Source organism: Streptomyces sp. ID05-26A, from assembly GCF_033794685.1.
In the GTDB taxonomy this organism is placed as follows: Bacteria; Actinomycetota; Actinomycetes; order Mycobacteriales; family Pseudonocardiaceae; genus Lentzea.
In genome coordinates this window covers 1,156,728-1,173,076 of record NZ_JARAYZ010000002.1, presented here as the reverse complement: position 1 = coordinate 1,173,076, position 16,349 = coordinate 1,156,728, and the positions used below count along the sequence as shown (strand labels likewise).

Annotated in this window: 17 protein-coding genes; 5 read left to right on the top strand and 12 right to left on the bottom strand. The window is 69.7% G+C overall.

The features are described 5' to 3' along the window. Positions 1-27: 27 nt before the first annotated feature. The 9 genes from PV646_RS21155 to PV646_RS21115 form a co-directional block, all read right to left on the bottom strand. A complete protein-coding gene (locus PV646_RS21155) occupies positions 28-888 on the bottom strand; it encodes an ABC transporter ATP-binding protein (protein ID WP_500343890.1) in 861 nt (286 codons plus the stop codon). Between the two features lie 9 nt (positions 889-897). After that, positions 898-1,839 carry an ABC transporter permease gene (locus PV646_RS21150; protein WP_500343889.1) on the bottom strand — a complete coding sequence of 314 codons (942 nt, stop codon included), beginning with the start codon at positions 1,837-1,839 and terminating at the stop codon, positions 898-900. 7 nt (positions 1,840-1,846) lie between these two features. After that, complete coding sequence (locus tag PV646_RS21145; protein WP_500343888.1) at positions 1,847-2,677, bottom strand: ABC transporter permease; 831 nt, start codon at positions 2,675-2,677, stop codon at positions 1,847-1,849. 21 nt (positions 2,678-2,698) lie between these two features. Next, positions 2,699-4,246 (bottom strand): ABC transporter substrate-binding protein, encoded by a 1,548-nt coding sequence (locus PV646_RS21140; RefSeq protein ID WP_500343887.1) that lies wholly within the window; start codon positions 4,244-4,246, stop codon positions 2,699-2,701. Between the two features lie 93 nt (positions 4,247-4,339). After that, the gene (locus tag PV646_RS21135; protein WP_500343886.1) at positions 4,340-5,446 is read right to left on the bottom strand and encodes an ArsR/SmtB family transcription factor; all 1,107 of its coding nucleotides are present in this window, start codon (positions 5,444-5,446) and stop codon (positions 4,340-4,342) included. Between the two features lie 103 nt (positions 5,447-5,549). Further along, positions 5,550-6,026, bottom strand: coding sequence for a DUF5980 family protein (locus PV646_RS21130; RefSeq protein WP_500345050.1), 477 nt, complete (start codon positions 6,024-6,026; stop codon positions 5,550-5,552). 124 nt (positions 6,027-6,150) lie between these two features. Further along, positions 6,151-6,498: a hypothetical protein gene (locus PV646_RS21125; protein ID WP_500343885.1), complete on the bottom strand. Its 348-nt coding sequence runs from the start codon at positions 6,496-6,498 to the stop codon at positions 6,151-6,153. Between the two features lie 115 nt (positions 6,499-6,613). Continuing rightward, positions 6,614-7,465 carry a DUF1963 domain-containing protein gene (locus PV646_RS21120; RefSeq protein WP_500343884.1) on the bottom strand — a complete coding sequence of 284 codons (852 nt, stop codon included), beginning with the start codon at positions 7,463-7,465 and terminating at the stop codon, positions 6,614-6,616. A gap of 10 nt (positions 7,466-7,475) precedes the next feature. Continuing rightward, positions 7,476-7,670 (bottom strand): hypothetical protein, encoded by a 195-nt coding sequence (locus tag PV646_RS21115; protein WP_500343883.1) that lies wholly within the window; start codon positions 7,668-7,670, stop codon positions 7,476-7,478. Positions 7,671-7,872: 202 nt separating this feature from the next. Here PV646_RS21115 and PV646_RS21110 point away from each other — a divergent pair, with 202 nt between their 5' ends. From PV646_RS21110 to PV646_RS21100, 3 genes are all read left to right on the top strand, one after another. Continuing rightward, a complete protein-coding gene (locus PV646_RS21110; RefSeq protein WP_500343882.1) occupies positions 7,873-9,156 on the top strand; it encodes a sensor histidine kinase in 1,284 nt (427 codons plus the stop codon). Next, entirely contained in the window at positions 9,131-9,811 is a 681-nt protein-coding gene (locus PV646_RS21105) for a response regulator (RefSeq protein ID WP_500343881.1), read from the top strand. The genes PV646_RS21110 and PV646_RS21105 overlap by 26 nt, the downstream gene beginning before the upstream one ends. Positions 9,812-9,902: 91 nt before the next feature. Beyond that, positions 9,903-10,850, top strand: a complete 948-nt coding sequence (locus PV646_RS21100) for a CPBP family intramembrane glutamic endopeptidase (protein WP_500343880.1) — start codon at positions 9,903-9,905, stop codon at positions 10,848-10,850. A gap of 24 nt (positions 10,851-10,874) precedes the next feature. Here the strand turns inward: PV646_RS21100 and PV646_RS21095 are convergent, their stop codons facing one another. From PV646_RS21095 to PV646_RS21085, 3 genes are all read right to left on the bottom strand, one after another. Then, positions 10,875-11,165, bottom strand: coding sequence for a hypothetical protein (locus PV646_RS21095; protein ID WP_500343879.1), 291 nt, complete (start codon positions 11,163-11,165; stop codon positions 10,875-10,877). A gap of 82 nt (positions 11,166-11,247) precedes the next feature. Further along, on the bottom strand, positions 11,248-12,207 hold the full coding sequence (locus PV646_RS21090; protein ID WP_500343878.1) for a hypothetical protein: 960 nt from the start codon (positions 12,205-12,207) through the stop codon (positions 11,248-11,250). Positions 12,208-12,235: 28 nt separating this feature from the next. Continuing rightward, on the bottom strand, positions 12,236-12,595 hold the full coding sequence (locus PV646_RS21085; protein WP_500345049.1) for a PadR family transcriptional regulator: 360 nt from the start codon (positions 12,593-12,595) through the stop codon (positions 12,236-12,238). 346 nt (positions 12,596-12,941) lie between these two features. On the opposite strand from PV646_RS21085, the gene xynC reads away from it, so the two are divergent. Continuing rightward, positions 12,942-14,207, top strand: coding sequence for a glucuronoarabinoxylan endo-1,4-beta-xylanase XynC (gene xynC / locus PV646_RS21080; protein ID WP_500343877.1), 1,266 nt, complete (start codon positions 12,942-12,944; stop codon positions 14,205-14,207). A 61-nt stretch (positions 14,208-14,268) separates the two neighbouring features. Further along, on the top strand, positions 14,269-16,329 hold the full coding sequence (locus PV646_RS21075; RefSeq protein WP_500343876.1) for a hypothetical protein: 2,061 nt from the start codon (positions 14,269-14,271) through the stop codon (positions 16,327-16,329). Positions 16,330-16,349: the final 20 nt, after the last annotated feature.

Here is a 16,349-nt window from a genome sequence, read left to right as displayed (position 1 = left end):
CCGTCGTGACGGCGTCCAGCACCGCGTTCATCGGGTCTCTCCTGCCCTCTCGCGCGTCTGCTCCAGCACCGCGCGGTCGATCGTGGGGAGCCGGTCGAGCCGACGGCCCAGCCGGGGCGCCGCGTCGATCAGCGCACGGGTGTAGGGCTGCGCCGGGCTGGCGATGACCTGCTCGGTGGGGCCTTGTTCGACGACCCGGCCGTCGTACATGACCAGCACCTCGTCGCTGTAGCGGGCGACGAGCCCGAGGTCGTGGCTGATCAGGACGAGAGCGAGGTCGAGCTCCTCGCGCAGCCGCACGAGCAGCCGCAGGATCTGTTGCTGCACCGTGGGGTCGAGCGCCGTCGTCGGTTCGTCCGCCAGCAACAGCCGGGGACCGCACGAGATCGCCATGGCGATCATCACGCGTTGCCGCATGCCGCCGGACAGCTCGTGGACGTAGGCGTCGAGCACCCGCCGTTCGCGGCCCAGCCCGACCTGCTCCAGCAGTTCCAGGGCGCGGTGGCGGGCTTCGCGGCGGCTCAGGCCGAGGTGGTGGCGCAGCGGGCGGATCATCTGGGTGCCGATGCGCAGCAACGGGTGCAGGGCGCTCATCGGTTCCTGGAACACGTACCCGATCTCCGCGCCACCGCGGGCGCGACGTCGTGCCGCCGGTTCGGTGAGCAACTCGGTGCCGTCGAAGAGCACCGAGCCCTCCGCCGTGATCTGGGGCGGCAGGATGCCCATCACGGCCGCGGCGGTGATGCTCTTGCCCGACCCGGACTCGCCGACGACGGCGAGCGTCCGTCCACTGCGGACCTCGAAACCGACCTCCCGCACCAGCTCGAGGTCCCCGACGCGAGCGGAGAGCCCGGACACGCGCAGTACTGGCTCAGATGTGGTGTGCACGCCGACTCCTCAGTAGCGGATGCGCGGGTCGAGCAGCGAGTAGAGAAGGTCGACCACCAGGTTCAGCAGGACGTAGACCACGGCGATGAAGAAGATGCAGCCCTCGATGACGGGGTAGTCGCGGCGCTGCACCGCGGTCAGCAGGAGCTGTCCCAGGCCGGGGATCGAGAAGATGGACTCGGTGACCACGGCGCCGCCCATCAACGAGCCGGCGGTCAGGCCGACGACCGTCACCATCGGCACCACCGCCGCGCGGAAGACGTACTTGCGGATCACCGTGCGCTCGGGCAGTCCCATCGACCGCGCGGTGGTCACGAACGGCTGGTGCAGCGAGTCCAGCACGCCCGCCCGGCCGTAGCGGAACAGCGTCGCCGCCTCCAGCAGGCCCAGCGAGATCGCGGGCAACGCCAGGTGGTGCAGGAACAGCAGCGGGTCCTCGGTGAACGAGACGTAGCCCGCCACCGGGAACACCTGCCACACCACGCCGAACACCGCGATCAGCAGGACGGCCAGCCAGAAGCTGGGCAGCGCGATGCCGATCGACGAGCCGAAGACCAGCAGGCGGTCGAGCAGACCGTGCCGGCGGGTACCGGCCGCGATGCCGAGGGCGGGACCGATCAGCACCGCCACGGCGAGCGCGAGCACGGTGAGCTGCAGGGTGACCAGCGCGTGGTCGAACACGAGGCCCGACACCCGCTGCTCGGCGAACAGCGAGTCGCCGAAGTCGAACCGCGCGACCCGGCCGAGCCAGGCGGCGAACTGGTCCCACAGCGAGGCGTCCAGCCCGAGCCTGGTCCTGACCTCGGCGATCTCCTCCGAGGTCGCGGAGTCGCCCGCGATGGCCGCCGCCGGGTCACCCGGAGCGAGGCGCAGCATGACGAACAGCAGCACCATCGGGACGGCGACGGTGGGCAGCAGCGCACCGACGCGCTTGAGGAGGTAGTTGGTCACGGGGTTCTCACTTCCTCGCCGACCGGGGGTCGAACACGTCGCGGAGGCCGTCGCCGAGCAGCACGAGCCCGAGCACGGTGGCCACGATGGCGAGTCCCGGGAACACCCCGATCCACCAGGCCGAGTAGAAGTACTGCTGGGCCGCGGACAGGCTGGTGCCCCAGCTCGGCACGTCCGGCGGCAGCCCGATGCCGAGGAAGCTCAGCGCCGCCACCGACAGCACCGTCACCGAGAACGCCAGCGCGGCCTGCACGATCGCCACCGACAGCGCCTCCGGTGCCACGTACCGCAGCAGCACCCAGCTCGTCCGGGAGCCCAGCGAGGTCGTGGACTCCACCATCGGCATCGCCTTCACCGCGAGCGCCGCACCGCGCACCACACGGGTGACCACGGGGATCAGCACCACGGTCAGCCCGACGACCATCGTGGCGACGCCGTCACCGAGGACGCCGACCAGGCTGATCACCAGCACGATCGAGGGGAACGACATCAGGCCGTCCACCACCCGCATCACCAGGGCGTCGACCCAGCGGAAGTAACCGCACAGCACCCCGAGCAGGTAGCCGGTCAGCACGGCGATCGCGGTCGTGACGGCGCCGATGCCCAGCGACGTGCGGGCGCCGTGGACCACCATCGTCCACAGGTCGCGGCCCTTCTCGTCGGTGCCGAACCAGTGGCTCGCGCTGGGTGGTCGCAACGTGCTGGTCGGGTCGACCCGGTAGGGGTCGCCGCCGAGCAGCGGGGCGAGCACGGCCAGGGTGATCATCAGGCCGAGCAGCGCGGCGCCCGCCATCGCGGTCCGGTCGCGCACCAGGTCCTGGAAACGTTGTCGCAGCATGGGATTCCTTAAGTGCGAGGCTTAGCGACCGAGCCAGACGTTGTAGAAGCCGCGGACCGTGCCGAGCGCCGGCGCGAACCCGCCGATGCGCGTGCTGGTGACGGCGAGGTTGCCCTCGAAGCCGAGCTTGACGAACGGGAGGTCGGTCCAGACGAGCTCCTGCAGCTCGGTCCAGGCGGCCTGCCGGGCGGCGTCGTCCGCGCCGGAGAGGATGCGGTTCATGAGCGCGTTCTTCGCCGGGGTGTTCCACCAGCCGGGGAAGCCGGAGCTGAAGAACACCACCGTCAACGGGTCCGAGTAGCTGGTTCCGGTGGCGAGGAACAGGTCCCACTGCGCCGGGTCCGCGCGCCGCGAGGTGAAGCTGGTCTCGTCGGTGGCCTGCAGGGCGACGGTGATGCCCGCGGCGGCGAGTTGCTGGCGGACCAGTTCGGCGTGCGGGTCGCGGCTCGGCCGGTACAGCACCCGCAACGGCGTGCCGTCGTAACCCGCCTCGGCCAGGGCCTTCTTCGCGCCCTCGACGTCCGGGGCGGCCTCGTAGACCTGGCTGCCCGCGGTCGAATGCCACGGCGAGGTCTTCAGGAACATGCTGGAGTCGTCGAGGAAGTTCTCGGTCGACCCCAGGCTCTGCAGGGCGATCTGGCCGGGGTCGAGCGCCCGTTGGACGGCCTGCCGCAGCTTGAGGTTCGTCGACGGGCCTTGCTTGAGGTTGAACTGCACCAGGCGGAACTGGCCACCCGGCACGACGACGGGGTTCAGCTTGTCGTCCCGCCGGTAGCTCGGCAGCTGGTCCATCAGCGGTCCGGACGGCGCGATGTCGACGGCGTCGGTCCTCAACTGGTTGAGGACGTTGGAGTCGTTGTAGGGCACGAACTTCACGCGGTCCGCGTACGCGGACTTCGCCCCGCTGGCCCCGTCCGACGGCTCGGTCCGCGCGGTGTAGCCGTCGAAGCGGTCGAGCACGACCTGCCGGTCCGGGACGAACTCGCGCAACCGGTACGGCCCGGTGCAGACGATGCGCGGCAGTGGTTTGTTCGACGGCACCCCGGCCACGAGCGACGCCGGCATCACGTAGGCGGCGGTGTCCGGAGTGGACAGCAGGGCGGGCACCGCGGAGCTGGGCTGCTTGAGCTTGATGACCGCTGTCAGGTCGTCGGAGGCGGAGACACCGTCGAGGATCTTGCCGAAGGTGGCGCCGGGACTGCTGCCCGCGTACCGCTTCAGCGACGCGGCCACGTCCTCGGCGCGGAGTGGCTGGCCGTCGTGGAAGGTGACCCCGGAGCGCAGGCGGACGGTGTAGGTGGTGGCGCCGTCGTACTGGTAGCTCTCGGCGAGACCGTTGTGCACGCCCATGCGGGCATCGTTCTCCCACAGGCCCTCGCACATCGTCGCGGCGGCGAGCCAGTTGCTGCGCAGCGTCGAGTACACCGGGTCCAGCGCGGTCGGCATGCTCGCGACCACCAGCTCACCACCGCGGCGAGGGGCGGAGACGTCCACGGTGGACTTCCCGGCGCAACCGGCCACTGTGGACACCAAGAGTGCTGCGGCGAGCACGTGGCGAAGCCTCTTCATCGGCACTCCTGGGAACGTCGGGCGGCGAGTGGCGCCCAGTATGCGTCCGCTCCGGTGGGGGAGAGCCGTGAGTTACCGCGGGTGCGGTAAGGGTCAGCCGACGATGCCCGCGACCAGGTCGTAGCCGATCCCGTAGAGCCTGCTGGTCTGCAGGCGGTGCTGGACGGTGCGCCCGTGCCGTGCGGACACGACCAGTCCCGCCTCGCGCAGGCGCCGCAGGTGCCGTGACACCTGCGGCTGAGTCATCCCCGTCCGCCAGGCGAGCTCGGTGGTGGTGCACTGCTCGTTGATCAGGTGCCGGCAGATCTCGAGCCGTCCGGCGTCGGTGAGCACGAGCATGCGCTCGCGGATCCTGTCGAGGGTGTCGGCTCCGCGCGGCCCGTGCTGCTCGGCCGGGTACTGGACGACGACCGGCGGCTGCCGCTGTGCCGGCCTTCCCTTCACCTTGTCGTCCTTGACCAGCAGGTGCGGGTGCGCGAAGTGGGACGGCACGAGCACCAGCCCACGTCCGCGCACCGTCACCGCCGACTGCTGCAACTTGCTGAACTCCACGGTGTGCTCAGCGACGTCGATGACCGAGTTCGCCGCCAGCGACCCGACCACCAGCGGCAACGGCTCCGTGCGCAGCGAAGCCCCGACCCGCTCCGCCGAGCGTTCGAGGGCAGGCCGGATCCGCCGCCACAGCACGCCGAAGAACGTCTCGGAGGCGACCCGCAGCAACACGAGCAGCCGCCCTCGCAGCTTCTCCGGATCCGCCACCAGTTCGGCGGCCAGCACACCGCGGCGCGTGGACCGCTCCGCGCACGCCCGGACGAAGGCCTGGGCGGAGCCGGCGTCGTCGAGCGGCCACCCGAAGTTCTGCCGCAGACCGAAGACCGCCATCCCGGCCATCTGGACGAACTCACCGAGGTCGAGGCCCGCGATCCGGTCGAGCTCGGACTCGAGGTCGCCGGAGCCACCCGGCTCCAGCGGGAGCAGCAACCGGGTGCGGAACCGCGCCCACAACGGTGCCAGCGCCACGCAGTCCGCCGCCGCGGTGCCCGGCAGGTCGGCGAGGACCCGCCGCACCCACGCAGCCCGGTCCGGGTGGTGCTCCGGTTCCGCGAGCACGTGCAGGCACGCCATGAGCTCGGCCGCCGCCGAGCACCGGGCCGTCACCTCCGCCGGGCGCACGCCGTGCAGTCGCAACAGGACGGACATGACCGGCGAGTCTAGGCGTGACCCGGCGGCGCCGTTCGACAGGTCAGGCGGGTCTGATCCTGGACTTCGGGCTGCGGGTGGTGCCGCGGCGCACTCCTGGGTGTCACTCCCGGCCCATGCAGTCCACCCAGGACTCGGTGGTGACGATGATGTCGGTGGGGAGGGTTTCGGTCACGGACCCGTCCGACACCCAGATGTGTGCGTGGTAGGTGGCCATCGGTACCGACGCGGGCCCTTGCACACCGACGAACCCGTTGACGCGGATGGCGCCGTTGGGGTCGTGGAAGTTGGAGCCGGGTGGGAGGTGGTGCTCGGTGGCGGTCCAGCCGGGAGGCAGTTCGCGCATCCCGAACTCGAGGTCGGTGGTCCACTTCCCGCTCACCACGAAGATGAAGTAGGAAGCGTGTGTTCTCCCATCGGGACCGTGCTGAACGCACATCCGGCTGGTCCTGTCGAACTGCTCGAGATGCCACGTCTGGGTTTGCGGCGCTGTGTGCGCCGACGCGACGACGGACGTGCCGGCCAGGGACAGCATCAGCACCGAGGCCAGGACGAGCACCGGTCTGGCGATCCGCGACATCACTCTCACTGGACCCCTCCTGGAACTGGAGTGACTACGTTCCGGATCACGCTAGCGGCCGGATCTCAGAGCTCTCTGAGAGTCGGGTCGTCGCGTGCGAGCGGCGCCGAACCGGCCTTCGCGGTTAGTCGGTGAGGCCGGGCAGGTGGTAACCGGAGTGGTCGTCCCACTCGATCTCGTAGTCGTCGAGGGTGAAGGTCCAGTCCGCGTCCGGCACCGCGTTGCGCAGCGCGGTGATCGCGGCCAGCCAGTGCGCCAGGGACGGGACCGCTCGGTCATCGGAGGCGGGCAGCTTGGTCGACCCGTCGAGCACCGTCCCCGGCTCCAGTCGGTCGTAGAGGTACAGCCCTTCTTCTTCCTGGGAGAACGGCGCGTTCGCGTTGTAGGTGTCGACGACCTGGTCGACCGCTGTGCGCTCGGCGTCGGCCAGCGGGGCCGAGCGGCGAGCCGTGTAGTAGAGGGAGACGCCCATGCGGGCCACCCTAGTCAAGCGGACGTTTCGGAACACGACGAACAGCGTGTCGTCCAACGGAAGTCGCGGGCACTCGCACAGCGGGTGACCCGGAGTGCGAGTGCCTGCCGCCTCACTACTCGGTGAACATGGTGAAGGAACGCATCTGGTCGAAGCGCCTCGCGGCCAAGTCATCCGTGGTGATCAGGAAACACCCGTAGTAGAACTCGCTCGCCGTGGCGAACTGGGCCAGCGGGACCCATTCCTGGGTAAGGCGGTGCTCCTCTTCGCGCAGCAGCCGGGAGCGTTCCTCTCTCGACACGTCGGTACCGGCGAGGCGCCCCTGGACGTTGTCGAACGCCATCTGTCCCCACGGACTGCTTTGCCCGCCGATCTCCTTGCCGTACCCACCGATGCGCAGCGTCCAGAAGTCGTCGTGCGTCGGCCAGAGCTCGTCGACGAGCGCGCACAGCTGATCGATGTGCTTCAGCTCGACCGTGTCGTCGCGGTCTTCGATCCACTTCGGCAGCACCGGCTGGACCTTTGCGGAGAGCAGGCTCTCGGGAACCAGGAACGGCAGGTCCTCGTGGAAGAACGTCCTGGTGTCGTAGCCCGGCGGCGGCGACGCCACCTCGGTCACCGCGTCCGTTGGCACGTAAAGGACTCGCGAGAACTCGGAGGTGGGATGCTCTTCCATGTCCTCGTCGTGGTTCAGGAAGAACAACAGCGAGCCGTCCGCCGGCAGGTCGAGCCCTTCGGCTCGCGGAAGTGCCGCGCAGTCGACGGAACCGATGAACGGCAACGGGTACTCGCCGCCCGGCCACTCCACGCCGACCGGTAAACGGGGAAGTCCTCCGAACTGACCGGCACCTCCGTCGCCGGGACTCGCCACGATCGCGAACCGGAGTTGATCGGCGAACTCGTCGGACTCGTCGCCGGGGATGCCTCGATCTGGTGCCGTAGCGCGAAACTGCTCGTAACGGTTCACAGCTTCCTTGTCACGTCGTGGGGCGGGCGCGGCGCCGAAGGTGTTCGCGCACCAGGAGTACGCACAGGCTGACCGCGATGATCCCGGAAGTTGTCCCGAAAGCGATCGGCAGCGAGAACAGGGTTGCGCAGAGGTTGGCCACGACGGCCAGCACCAGCAGAACCCACAGGAAGGTGCGGGGCCGGCCGCGGTTCTCGGTGGACATGACTGGTCCTCCCTGTTCGAGCGTCAGCTCAGTGGCTGTCTGACGGGAAATACCGTGGCGGTGAGCGGGATGCGCGCGCATCGGCGAAAAGGTGACAACACGACGGCTCCTACTTTGGATGCAAACCCGGCGGCCGACGGCGGACCGCGTGCTGCCGTGACCGATGATGGAATTCCGCTCGTCAGGTTCCGTGGAGGCCGATGTGTTCCTCGTTGCCCAGGCGCCGAACGGGCCCCGGCCGTTGTATCCGGGCCCCGCGCTCGGGGGTGCCGTGGTGGCGATCGGCATGTTGCTGCTGCTTCCGGTGGCGGTGGGGTCCGACCCCGGCCTGGGACCGGTGCCCGGTGCCGGTGGAGCGACGTGGTGGGCGGTCGTGGTCGTGCTGCTGCTGCAGGCCGTCCTGGTGACCTGGGCCGGTCGGGCGCCGGAAGTGGTGGTGCCCGGGGTGCCCGCCGCGGCGTTGCTGTCGGTTCCGGCGGCGCCGGGAGCGGCGTTCTCGTTCACCGCGGTCGCGGTGCTGGTCTCGGTGTTCCTCGCGTTCATGGCCCGTCCGGCGCGACCGTTGCGGGTGCCGCTGATCGCCGCGGGGGTGTTGTTGGCCGCGGGCCAGTTCGTCACCGTCGGCGCCCTCGGCGTGGCCGGGGTGGTCGCGGCCGTCGTCGGCTCGGTGGTGCAGGCGCTGCTGGTGATCGGGATGCCGTTGCTGGTCGGCTCGGTGATCGCGGCACGCCAGGACGTGCACGAGGCAGGCCGCCAGGAGTTGGCGGCGTTGCGCCGGGAGCAGGAAGCGCTGCTGGAGGCGGCGATCTCGCGTCAGCGCACAGCGTTGTCGCGGGAGCTTCACGACATCGCGGCCCATCATCTGTCCGGCATCGCCATGATGGCCGCGGCGGTCGCACGGCAGATCGACACCGATCCCGCCACGGCCAAGCACTCGGTGACGCAGATCCGGGAGCAGAGCCGTGCCGTGCTCGCCGACCTGCGCCGGTTGGTCGGCCTGCTTCGCGAGGAGACCAGCGCGGTCCGGCCGGTGGAGACCCTCGGCGCTGTGACCGGGCTCGTGGAGACCTGGCGGGCGGCGGGGGTGGAGATCGCACTGCTGATGCCCTCGCGCTGGCAGGAGCCGGGTCCGCTGGCCCAGCTGGTCGCCTACCGGATGGTGCAGGAATCACTGGCGAACGCGGCGGCGCACGCACCGGGCGCACCGTGCGCGGTCGAGGTCGGCGAGCCTCTCGACGGGTGGCTCGCGATCAGGGTGCGCAACGGCGTGCCCACCGGTCCCGACGCGGGCCCTGGTGGTGGATTCGGCTTGGTGGGCATGGCTGAGCGGGCTCAGCTGGTCGGAGCCGATCTCGGCTACGGGCCCACTCCGGAGGGTGGCTGGGAGGTGCGGCTGCGTCTCCCGCTCGGGGAGACGGTCAGTACGATGTCCGCGCCCGCGACCCTTCCGGAGGTCAACCATGATCCGCGTGCTGATCGCCGATGACCAACCTCTGGTGCGCGCGGGGCTGACAGCGCTGCTGGACGCCGAACCGGACATCGAGGTCGTCGGTGTCGCCCGGGACGGGGCGCAGGCACTGACCATGGCCCGTGAGCTGGCTCCCGACGTGGCCTGCCTCGACATCCGGATGCCCGGCCGCAGTGGCATCGAGGTGGCCAGGGAGTTGTGCGCCCCGCACGCCGACCCGCAGGTACCGGTGCTCGTGCTGACCACCTTCGACCTGGACGACTACGTGTTCGGCGCGCTGGAGGCCGGTGCCTCGGGATTCCTGCTCAAGGACTCCGAACCGGACGACATCGTGCACGCGGTCCGGCAGGTGGCGGCGGGACGGGGCACGATCGACCAGACGCTCACCCGGCGCATCCTCAGCGAGTTCGTGTACCGGCGACGGCTGCACCCGGTGGCCGGGCGGCGGGTGGAGGAGCTGCTCACCCCACGCGAGCACGACATCCTGTTGCTGCTCGCGGAAGGGATGTCCAACGACGAGATCGCCCGCAGCCTCGTCGTCGAGGTGTCGACGATCAAGTCCCACCTGGCCCGGATGCTGCCGAAGATCGGCGTGACGTCCCGGCTGCAAGCCGTGGTGTGGGCCTACCAGAACCACGTCGTCGCCGTGCCCACGCCGGAACGCTCGTACTGACGGCACTGCTCTTGCACCTTTGGATGGCATCCGAAGGCTTCGATCCCAGGCATCTCGTGGCCGGCCGCCCCGGTCCGCAGGATCTGTGGCCATGACGACTTCGAACGACGTCTCGCCGCTCGCCGAACCCGCTGCCAGGCCACCGGATCGGTACCGCGCCGGCGGTGTGCCCGGGATGGTGCGCCGTCATCCGTTGCTCAGCTTCTTCGTGCTCGCCAATCTGCTGAGCTGGGCGGCCTGGACGCCGTACATCCTCTCCGGCAACGGACTGGGCTGGTGGGACTACCGATTCCCGGAGGTCCTGGGCACCAGCCAGTTCTCCGGAGTGCTGCCGGGCGCCTACCTCGGTCCCATCGGCTCGGCGCTGCTGGTCACCGCGATCGCCGACGGCCGCGCGGGGCTGCGGCGGTGGGCAGGCCGGATGTGGCGCTGGCGGGTTCGCTGGCACTGGTACGCGATCGCACTGCTCGGTGTCCCGGCCGCGATGCTGATCACCGGCCTGGCCTTCTCCGGCGGACAGATCGCGGCACCATCGATGATGGCGGTCGCCGCCTACGTGCCGGCCCTGCTGATCCAGATGATCACCACCGGACTGGCCGAAGAACCCGGCTGGCGGGACTTCGCACTGCCGCGCGTGCAACGACAGTTCGGCCCGCTCGCCGGCACCATGATCCTCGGCCCGCTGTGGGCCGCCTGGCACCTGCCGCTGTTCCTCACCGAGTGGGGCGGCTGGCCGGACGCGAACTGGACCCGCCCGGTCGTGTTCTCGGTCTTCTGCGTCGCGTTCAACGTGGTCATGACCTGGATGTTCAACCGGACGGGGGAGAGCCTGCCCCTGTCGATGCTGCTGCACGTCAGTGTCAACAACTTCGCGTCGGTGATGTGGTCGGAGACGTTCCCCGGCATCACCGGCGACCGGGCGATGCAGGCGATGGCGACGGGATCGATCGTGGTGGCGGTGCTCGTGGTGGCCGGTACCCGCGGACGGCTCGGCTACCGGCCACCGGTCGAACAACCGCCTGGCGAGCCGATTCGATGATGGCTCGCCCATCCCGGCATGTCGTCAGGGCGCTGACGTCTTCCGGCAGTTCGTGATCCGCACGACGTCGGTCTCCGTCAGGTGGCAGACCACGTGGTCGCCCTTCCGCACCTCGGTGTCGAACTCCGGCTTGGCGACGATCGAACGGTGCCAGTTGTCCGAGCGCAGGTCGTCTGGTCGGCCACTGGTCACGTTGACCTCGTACCAGGTTTCTCCGCCGTCGAGCACGAGGAAGGTCGGGTCTGCTTCGATGCGGTGCTCGCCGCACGCGGTCAGGGCCAAGCAGGTGAGCACCAGCGTGGTGATCGTGCGCATGTGTCCCCCTCAGGACGATCTTGCGTTGCCGGACGTACGCGTCTGCTCCCCAGAACAGAGCGCCAGAACAGGGCGCCTGACGTCAGGCGGTGCGCGGTCGGTGGAGAACGCGGCGGAGGTGGCTGAGGGCCGTGGTCACCGCGGTGAACGCCAAGGCCGCCTTCGCCACGACCGGGAGAAGTCCGTAGAGGACGGCCGCGGCCAGGAACGAGCCCCGTGGCAGCAGGTCGTGGATCGGCATGAGGGTGTACGTGGTCGCGCTCGCGATCACCAGTGCGGTGAGCAGGCCCCGCGTCCCCGCACGGTGCAGAACGAGGACGACGGCGACGACGAGCGCGACGGCCATGCCGATCTGGAGCGACTGCGCGTCGAGGTGCATCGAGAAGGGCTGCCTGCTGTTGGCGGGCACCGACACCGCGAAGGTGGCGACCGCGAAGACCACCGACACCGGGGTGATGAGCGCCGCGAGACGTCCGGCGGCCAGCAGTTCGCTCCGATCAGGCCGGAGGGAAGGCGCGAGCAGGACGAGCAGGGCACCGACCGTCACGGTCAAGTGGGCGCTCGCGTAAGGCGCGGACGTCGCGGCGAGGCCCGCCGCGACGGCGAAGACCCTGGCTGATCGGGTGTGGTCGAGCCGCACCGACACGATGACGCCGAGCCAGAACGTCGTGATGATCGCGAGCCCGAGGTGGTCCAGCAGCGAGCCGATGGACACGGTCTCGGTCAGTCCCGTGGCGTCGAGGGCGGTCAAGGCCCAGAGCGCGACGAGGTAGCCGGTCACCAGAGCCGCGACCGGAACCGTGGCCGCGGCGGTCGCGCCTCGGATGCCGTCCCCCGCTTCGCGCGCGTGAGCGCGGACGGCGCCGCGCAGCAGGCTGGTGCGTTCCCGTGGGGTGGGCCGGGTCTGGTCCGGCTCCGCCATGTCACACAGGGTGCCCAGCATCTCCTGCTCGCGTTCGGCGCGGTAGGCGGCGGGGTACCAGCGGATCAGCCTGCGGTAGGCCGCTTCCAGGCGGTGGCGCGCAGGGTCGGAGAGGGTCACGAACGAGCTCCTTCAGGTTCGGTGTGGGTCAGGCCAGGCCGGCGGCGGGATCGGTGCCGAAGCCGAGGCCGCGATCGGCGCGGGCGCGCAGTGCTGCTGCCGCGGCATCGGCGTTGGCGCGCAGTCGTGCGGTCTCGCCCGCGAGGACACCGGCGCCGGTGTCGGTGAGCCGGTAGTAGCGGCGCAGGCGGCCGTCGACCACCTCTTCGCGGTCGAGTTCGATCCAGCCGTCGTCCTTGAGCCGGTCGAGCGCGCCGTACAACGTGCCCGCCTGCAGACGGACGCGGTCACCCGAGAGCGCCGCGACGGCCTGGACGATGCCGTAGCCGTGCAGCGGTTGGGTGGTCAACGAGGTGAGGATGAAGAAGGTGGGTTCACGCAGCGGCATCGGCACGCTGTGAAGCTACAGCGTCCGGCATATATCGGCAACTTGTGTATCCGGACCTGCGGGTTCGCTGGCGAGGAGCGTCCGTTCGCCTGTGTGCACAGTTGCTTCAGTGTGGACCAAATTCAAGCCGTCGCACCGCGCGAACGACCGCGCCGAAATGCGCGAAGTTTTTCCCGCAATTCATTTCCGGTATTCGACTCGTTCGATTGTCGAACGCCTTGACCATGCACGCGGGCGCTGTTACGACTGATTCGCTGGTGTTCTCGCTCAATCCTGGTCGTCCGGACGATAAGGCGGGAATTCGAGCTGCGCGAATCCTGAATGAGACCAACTCCATGGAGACGTCATGACGGCACGTCGAGACCACTCGGAGACCAAGTCGCCGCTTGTGCGCCGGAGAACGCTGTTGGCCGCGGGCGCCGCACTGCCGGCGCTGGCAACGGCGACACCGGCCTCCGCGGCGACATCGGTGGTCGTCGAACCGTCGAACGTGCAGCAGACGATCCTCGGTTTCGGCGGGATGAACCACACCGTCTGGATCAACGATCTGACCGTCGCCCAGCGCGACACCGCCTTCGGCAACGGCGCGGGGCAGCTCGGCTTCACCGTGCTGCGCATCCCCGTGCACGAGGACCGGGCCAACTGGAGTCGCGAGGTGGCCACGGCGCGGCGTGCGGTCGCGCTCGGGGCCAAGGTGATCGCCTCGCCGTGGAACCCGCCCGCCTCGATGACCGAGACCTTCTCCGGTGGCAAGAGGCTGCGTTACGCCTCATACGGCGCCTATGCCCAGCACCTGAACGACTTCGTCGCCTTCATGGCGGGCAACGGGGTGACCCTGTACGGCATCTCGGTCCAGAACGAGCCGGACTACGCGCAGGAGTGGACGGCGTGGACGTCCAGCGAGATCGTGCGGTTCCTGCGCGAGAACGCGGGTGCGATCAACACCAGGGTCATCGCCCCCGAGTCGTTCCAGTACCGCAAGAACCTCTCCGACCCCATCCTCAACGACGCCACCGCGCTGGCGAACGTCGACATCATCGGCGCGCACCTCTACGGCACCCAGCCGGCGGACTTCCCCTACCCGCTCTTCCGGCAGAAGGGCGCCGGCAAGGAGTTGTGGATGACGGAGGTCTACCACCCCAACAGCAGCGACTCCGCCGATCTGTGGCCGCAGGCCCTCGACGTGGGCGAGCACATCCACCGGGCGTTGGTCGACGGCCGGTTCCAGACCTACGTGTGGTGGTACATCCGCCGCTCCTACGGCCCCATGCGCGAGGACGGGCAGATCAGCAAGCGCGGGGCCAACATGGCGCACTTCTCGAAGTGGGTCCGCCCCGGCTACTCGCGGATCACCGCGACCGCGAACCCGCAGTCGAACGTCTACATCTCGGCGTTCAAGAGCGGGTCCAGGATCGTGATCGTGGCCATCAACAAGAACACGTCACCGGTCGACCACGTGTTCACCATCCGCGACACCGGTTCCGCGACGGCCTCGACCTGGCTGACGAACGCGAGCGCGAACCTCGCCCACTACAACGACTTCGTGATATCCGGCGGGACGTTCAACGCTCAGTTGCCGGCTCGCAGCATCAGGACGTTCGTTTTGAACTGACCACGGCCGTCAGCGCCGAAACACCCCACGCGCCGCCGCCAGATCTGGTCAGATGGGGCGCATGAGCACCTGGGGGAAGACAATCGTGCTCGCAGTCGCGCTGGTCGCCACACTCGTGGCTCCAGCGCACGCGACCAACGAGATCAGCGTGTCCGCGGCGGAGGTGACGCTGGCGCCGGGCCAGAACACGGCGTCGGTCGGCGTCAGCTGGCACACCGACGGCAACCAGACGGTCCAGATCTGGATCCGTGAGACCGGCAAGGCCGCCAAGCTGTGGCGGCAGGAGGTCAACGGCAGCGCCACCTGGCCGTACCTGCACAACGGCACCGCGACGACGTTCGAACTGCGCGGCGGCCCGAACTTCGGCACCGTGCTGGGTTCCACGAGCAGCACGGGACGAGCGCCCGGCCGACTGAGTGCCGACCACACGCACCTCGCGCTCGAGCCCGGCACCACCGGCACGATCGACCTGACGTGGGCCACGGCGCTGAGTGACGCCCAGGTGTGGGTGTCGCACAACGGGAACCCGCAGAAGCTGTACGCGCAGGGTCCGTCCGGGACGGGCCGGATCACCTGGATCAGCCGTGGCACCACCGTGTTCACGCTGTGGTCCGGCACCGCGCAGGAGCACCTGCTCGACACTCTTGTCGTCACCGCGGACTCCGGCGCGTCCGCCTCCTTCGACCGGCCCGTGGTCGTCGACCCGGACGGCACCGGCAGCGCGACCGTGCGCTGGACGGGCGGCGATGCGCGGCTCGTCAACGACGACGGCTCCGAGACGGTGCTCAGCGGCGGGTCGGCCGTGATCAGCACGCGTGGTGCGGACCGCAAGGTCGTGCGGGTCTACGAAGGTGGCTCGGTGGTGACGCACGCGAGCGTCACGATCCTGCGGGACGCGCGCGGCTGGGCGGGCTTCAACTACCTGCCGGAGCACCAGAAGCGGTACCAGGAGTACCTCGACGACGCGGTGTGGCCGCAGGTGCGCGACCAGGTCGCGCGCGACTTCGACGTGATGGCGTCCACCGGCGGCACCGTCGCGAGGGTCGTGTTGTGGCCGGAGAAGAGCACGAACGCGGCGGCGCAGGCCCGCAACCTCGCCGATCTGGCCGGGATCGCGCGGCAGCGCGGCATCCGGCTCGTGGTCGCGTTCGCCAACAGCTGGCTGACCAACCCGAACTGGCAGAGCGACCGCACGAAGTGGGCCGAGTTCGCCGTCACCGGCGCGAACTGGATGAACACCTACATCAACGCCCTCGAGCCCGGCGGTGCGGTGCTGTACTACGACCTGCAGAACGAGACGTCCGGCGTGCGGGGCAACCAGCCGAACCTCCACAGCGCTTACGTGGCAATGGTTTACGACCGCACGGCGGCGCCGAGGGGCAAGCGCGGCGTGTCCGTGATGCACGCGTCGACCGACGGCGCGGACCTCGCGGCCGCGCTCGTGGGCAAGCCGATGGACTTCGTCGACGTCCACGGCTACGGCAACCTGGACCTGCTGGACGGGGCGGTGCGCGGGCTGCGGGAGAAGTTCCCGGCCGGCACGGTGCTCGTGGGGGAGATCGGGACGAGCGCGCCCGGTGAGCAGCAAGAGCGCGAACAGGCCGACTACACCGCGCGGTCGCTGCGGACGACGGACGACCTCCAGGTGCCGATCACGATGGCCTGGGAGCTCTACGACGACCCGCGCACCCCACCGCACCCGAACAGCATCGCCTTCGGCTACCTCACGAAGGACCGCGCCAAGCCGGGATTCGGCGTGTTGTGCTCGCGCTGGAGCCTGGTGCCCGACTGCGGCACCCTCCGCGAGGCCACCTCGGCGCAGCCGGCGACCCTGGAGGTGCACGCGACCGTCGCGGTGCGGCCGGGAACCCTTGCGCCCAACGCGATCCTGCGCGGCGACGGCACCGCGCGGCTCGTGCTCACCGAACTCGACGAGGCGGGCCGCGAGGTGGCCACCACGCTGACCGAGCCGGTGGCCATCGGCGCGACGGGCCTGAACTACCTGCGGCACCAACGATCCGACGTGCGGCTGCGTGACGAGACCCGGTCCGTGCGGATCACCGTGCGGGCGGAGGGCTCGACACGACTGCGGGTGGACGCGCTGACCGCGGCAGTCAGGTGACCGGCACCGACAGCCCGATC

Excerpts from the sequence above, each read along its gene's own strand:
- PV646_RS21095 (WP_500343879.1), bottom strand. The coding sequence starts at position 11,165 with ATGCGCACGATCACCACGCTGGTGCTCACCTGCTTGGCCCTGACCGCG.
- PV646_RS21115 (WP_500343883.1), bottom strand. The coding sequence starts at position 7,670 with ATGTCCACCGAGAACCGCGGCCGGCCCCGCACCTTCCTGTGGGTTCTG.
- PV646_RS21145 (WP_500343888.1), bottom strand. The coding sequence starts at position 2,677 with ATGCTGCGACAACGTTTCCAGGACCTGGTGCGCGACCGGACCGCGATG.
- PV646_RS21100 (WP_500343880.1), top strand. The coding sequence starts at position 9,903 with ATGACGACTTCGAACGACGTCTCGCCGCTCGCCGAACCCGCTGCCAGG.
- PV646_RS21135 (WP_500343886.1), bottom strand. The coding sequence starts at position 5,446 with ATGTCCGTCCTGTTGCGACTGCACGGCGTGCGCCCGGCGGAGGTGACG.
- PV646_RS21075 (WP_500343876.1), top strand. The coding sequence starts at position 14,269 with ATGAGCACCTGGGGGAAGACAATCGTGCTCGCAGTCGCGCTGGTCGCC.
- PV646_RS21105 (WP_500343881.1), top strand. The coding sequence starts at position 9,131 with ATGATCCGCGTGCTGATCGCCGATGACCAACCTCTGGTGCGCGCGGGG.
- PV646_RS21130 (WP_500345050.1), bottom strand. The coding sequence starts at position 6,026 with ATGTCGCGGATCGCCAGACCGGTGCTCGTCCTGGCCTCGGTGCTGATG.
- xynC (WP_500343877.1), top strand. The coding sequence starts at position 12,942 with ATGACGGCACGTCGAGACCACTCGGAGACCAAGTCGCCGCTTGTGCGC.
- PV646_RS21125 (WP_500343885.1), bottom strand. The coding sequence starts at position 6,498 with ATGGGCGTCTCCCTCTACTACACGGCTCGCCGCTCGGCCCCGCTGGCC.
- PV646_RS21140 (WP_500343887.1), bottom strand. The coding sequence starts at position 4,246 with ATGAAGAGGCTTCGCCACGTGCTCGCCGCAGCACTCTTGGTGTCCACA.
- PV646_RS21085 (WP_500345049.1), bottom strand. The coding sequence starts at position 12,595 with ATGCCGCTGCGTGAACCCACCTTCTTCATCCTCACCTCGTTGACCACC.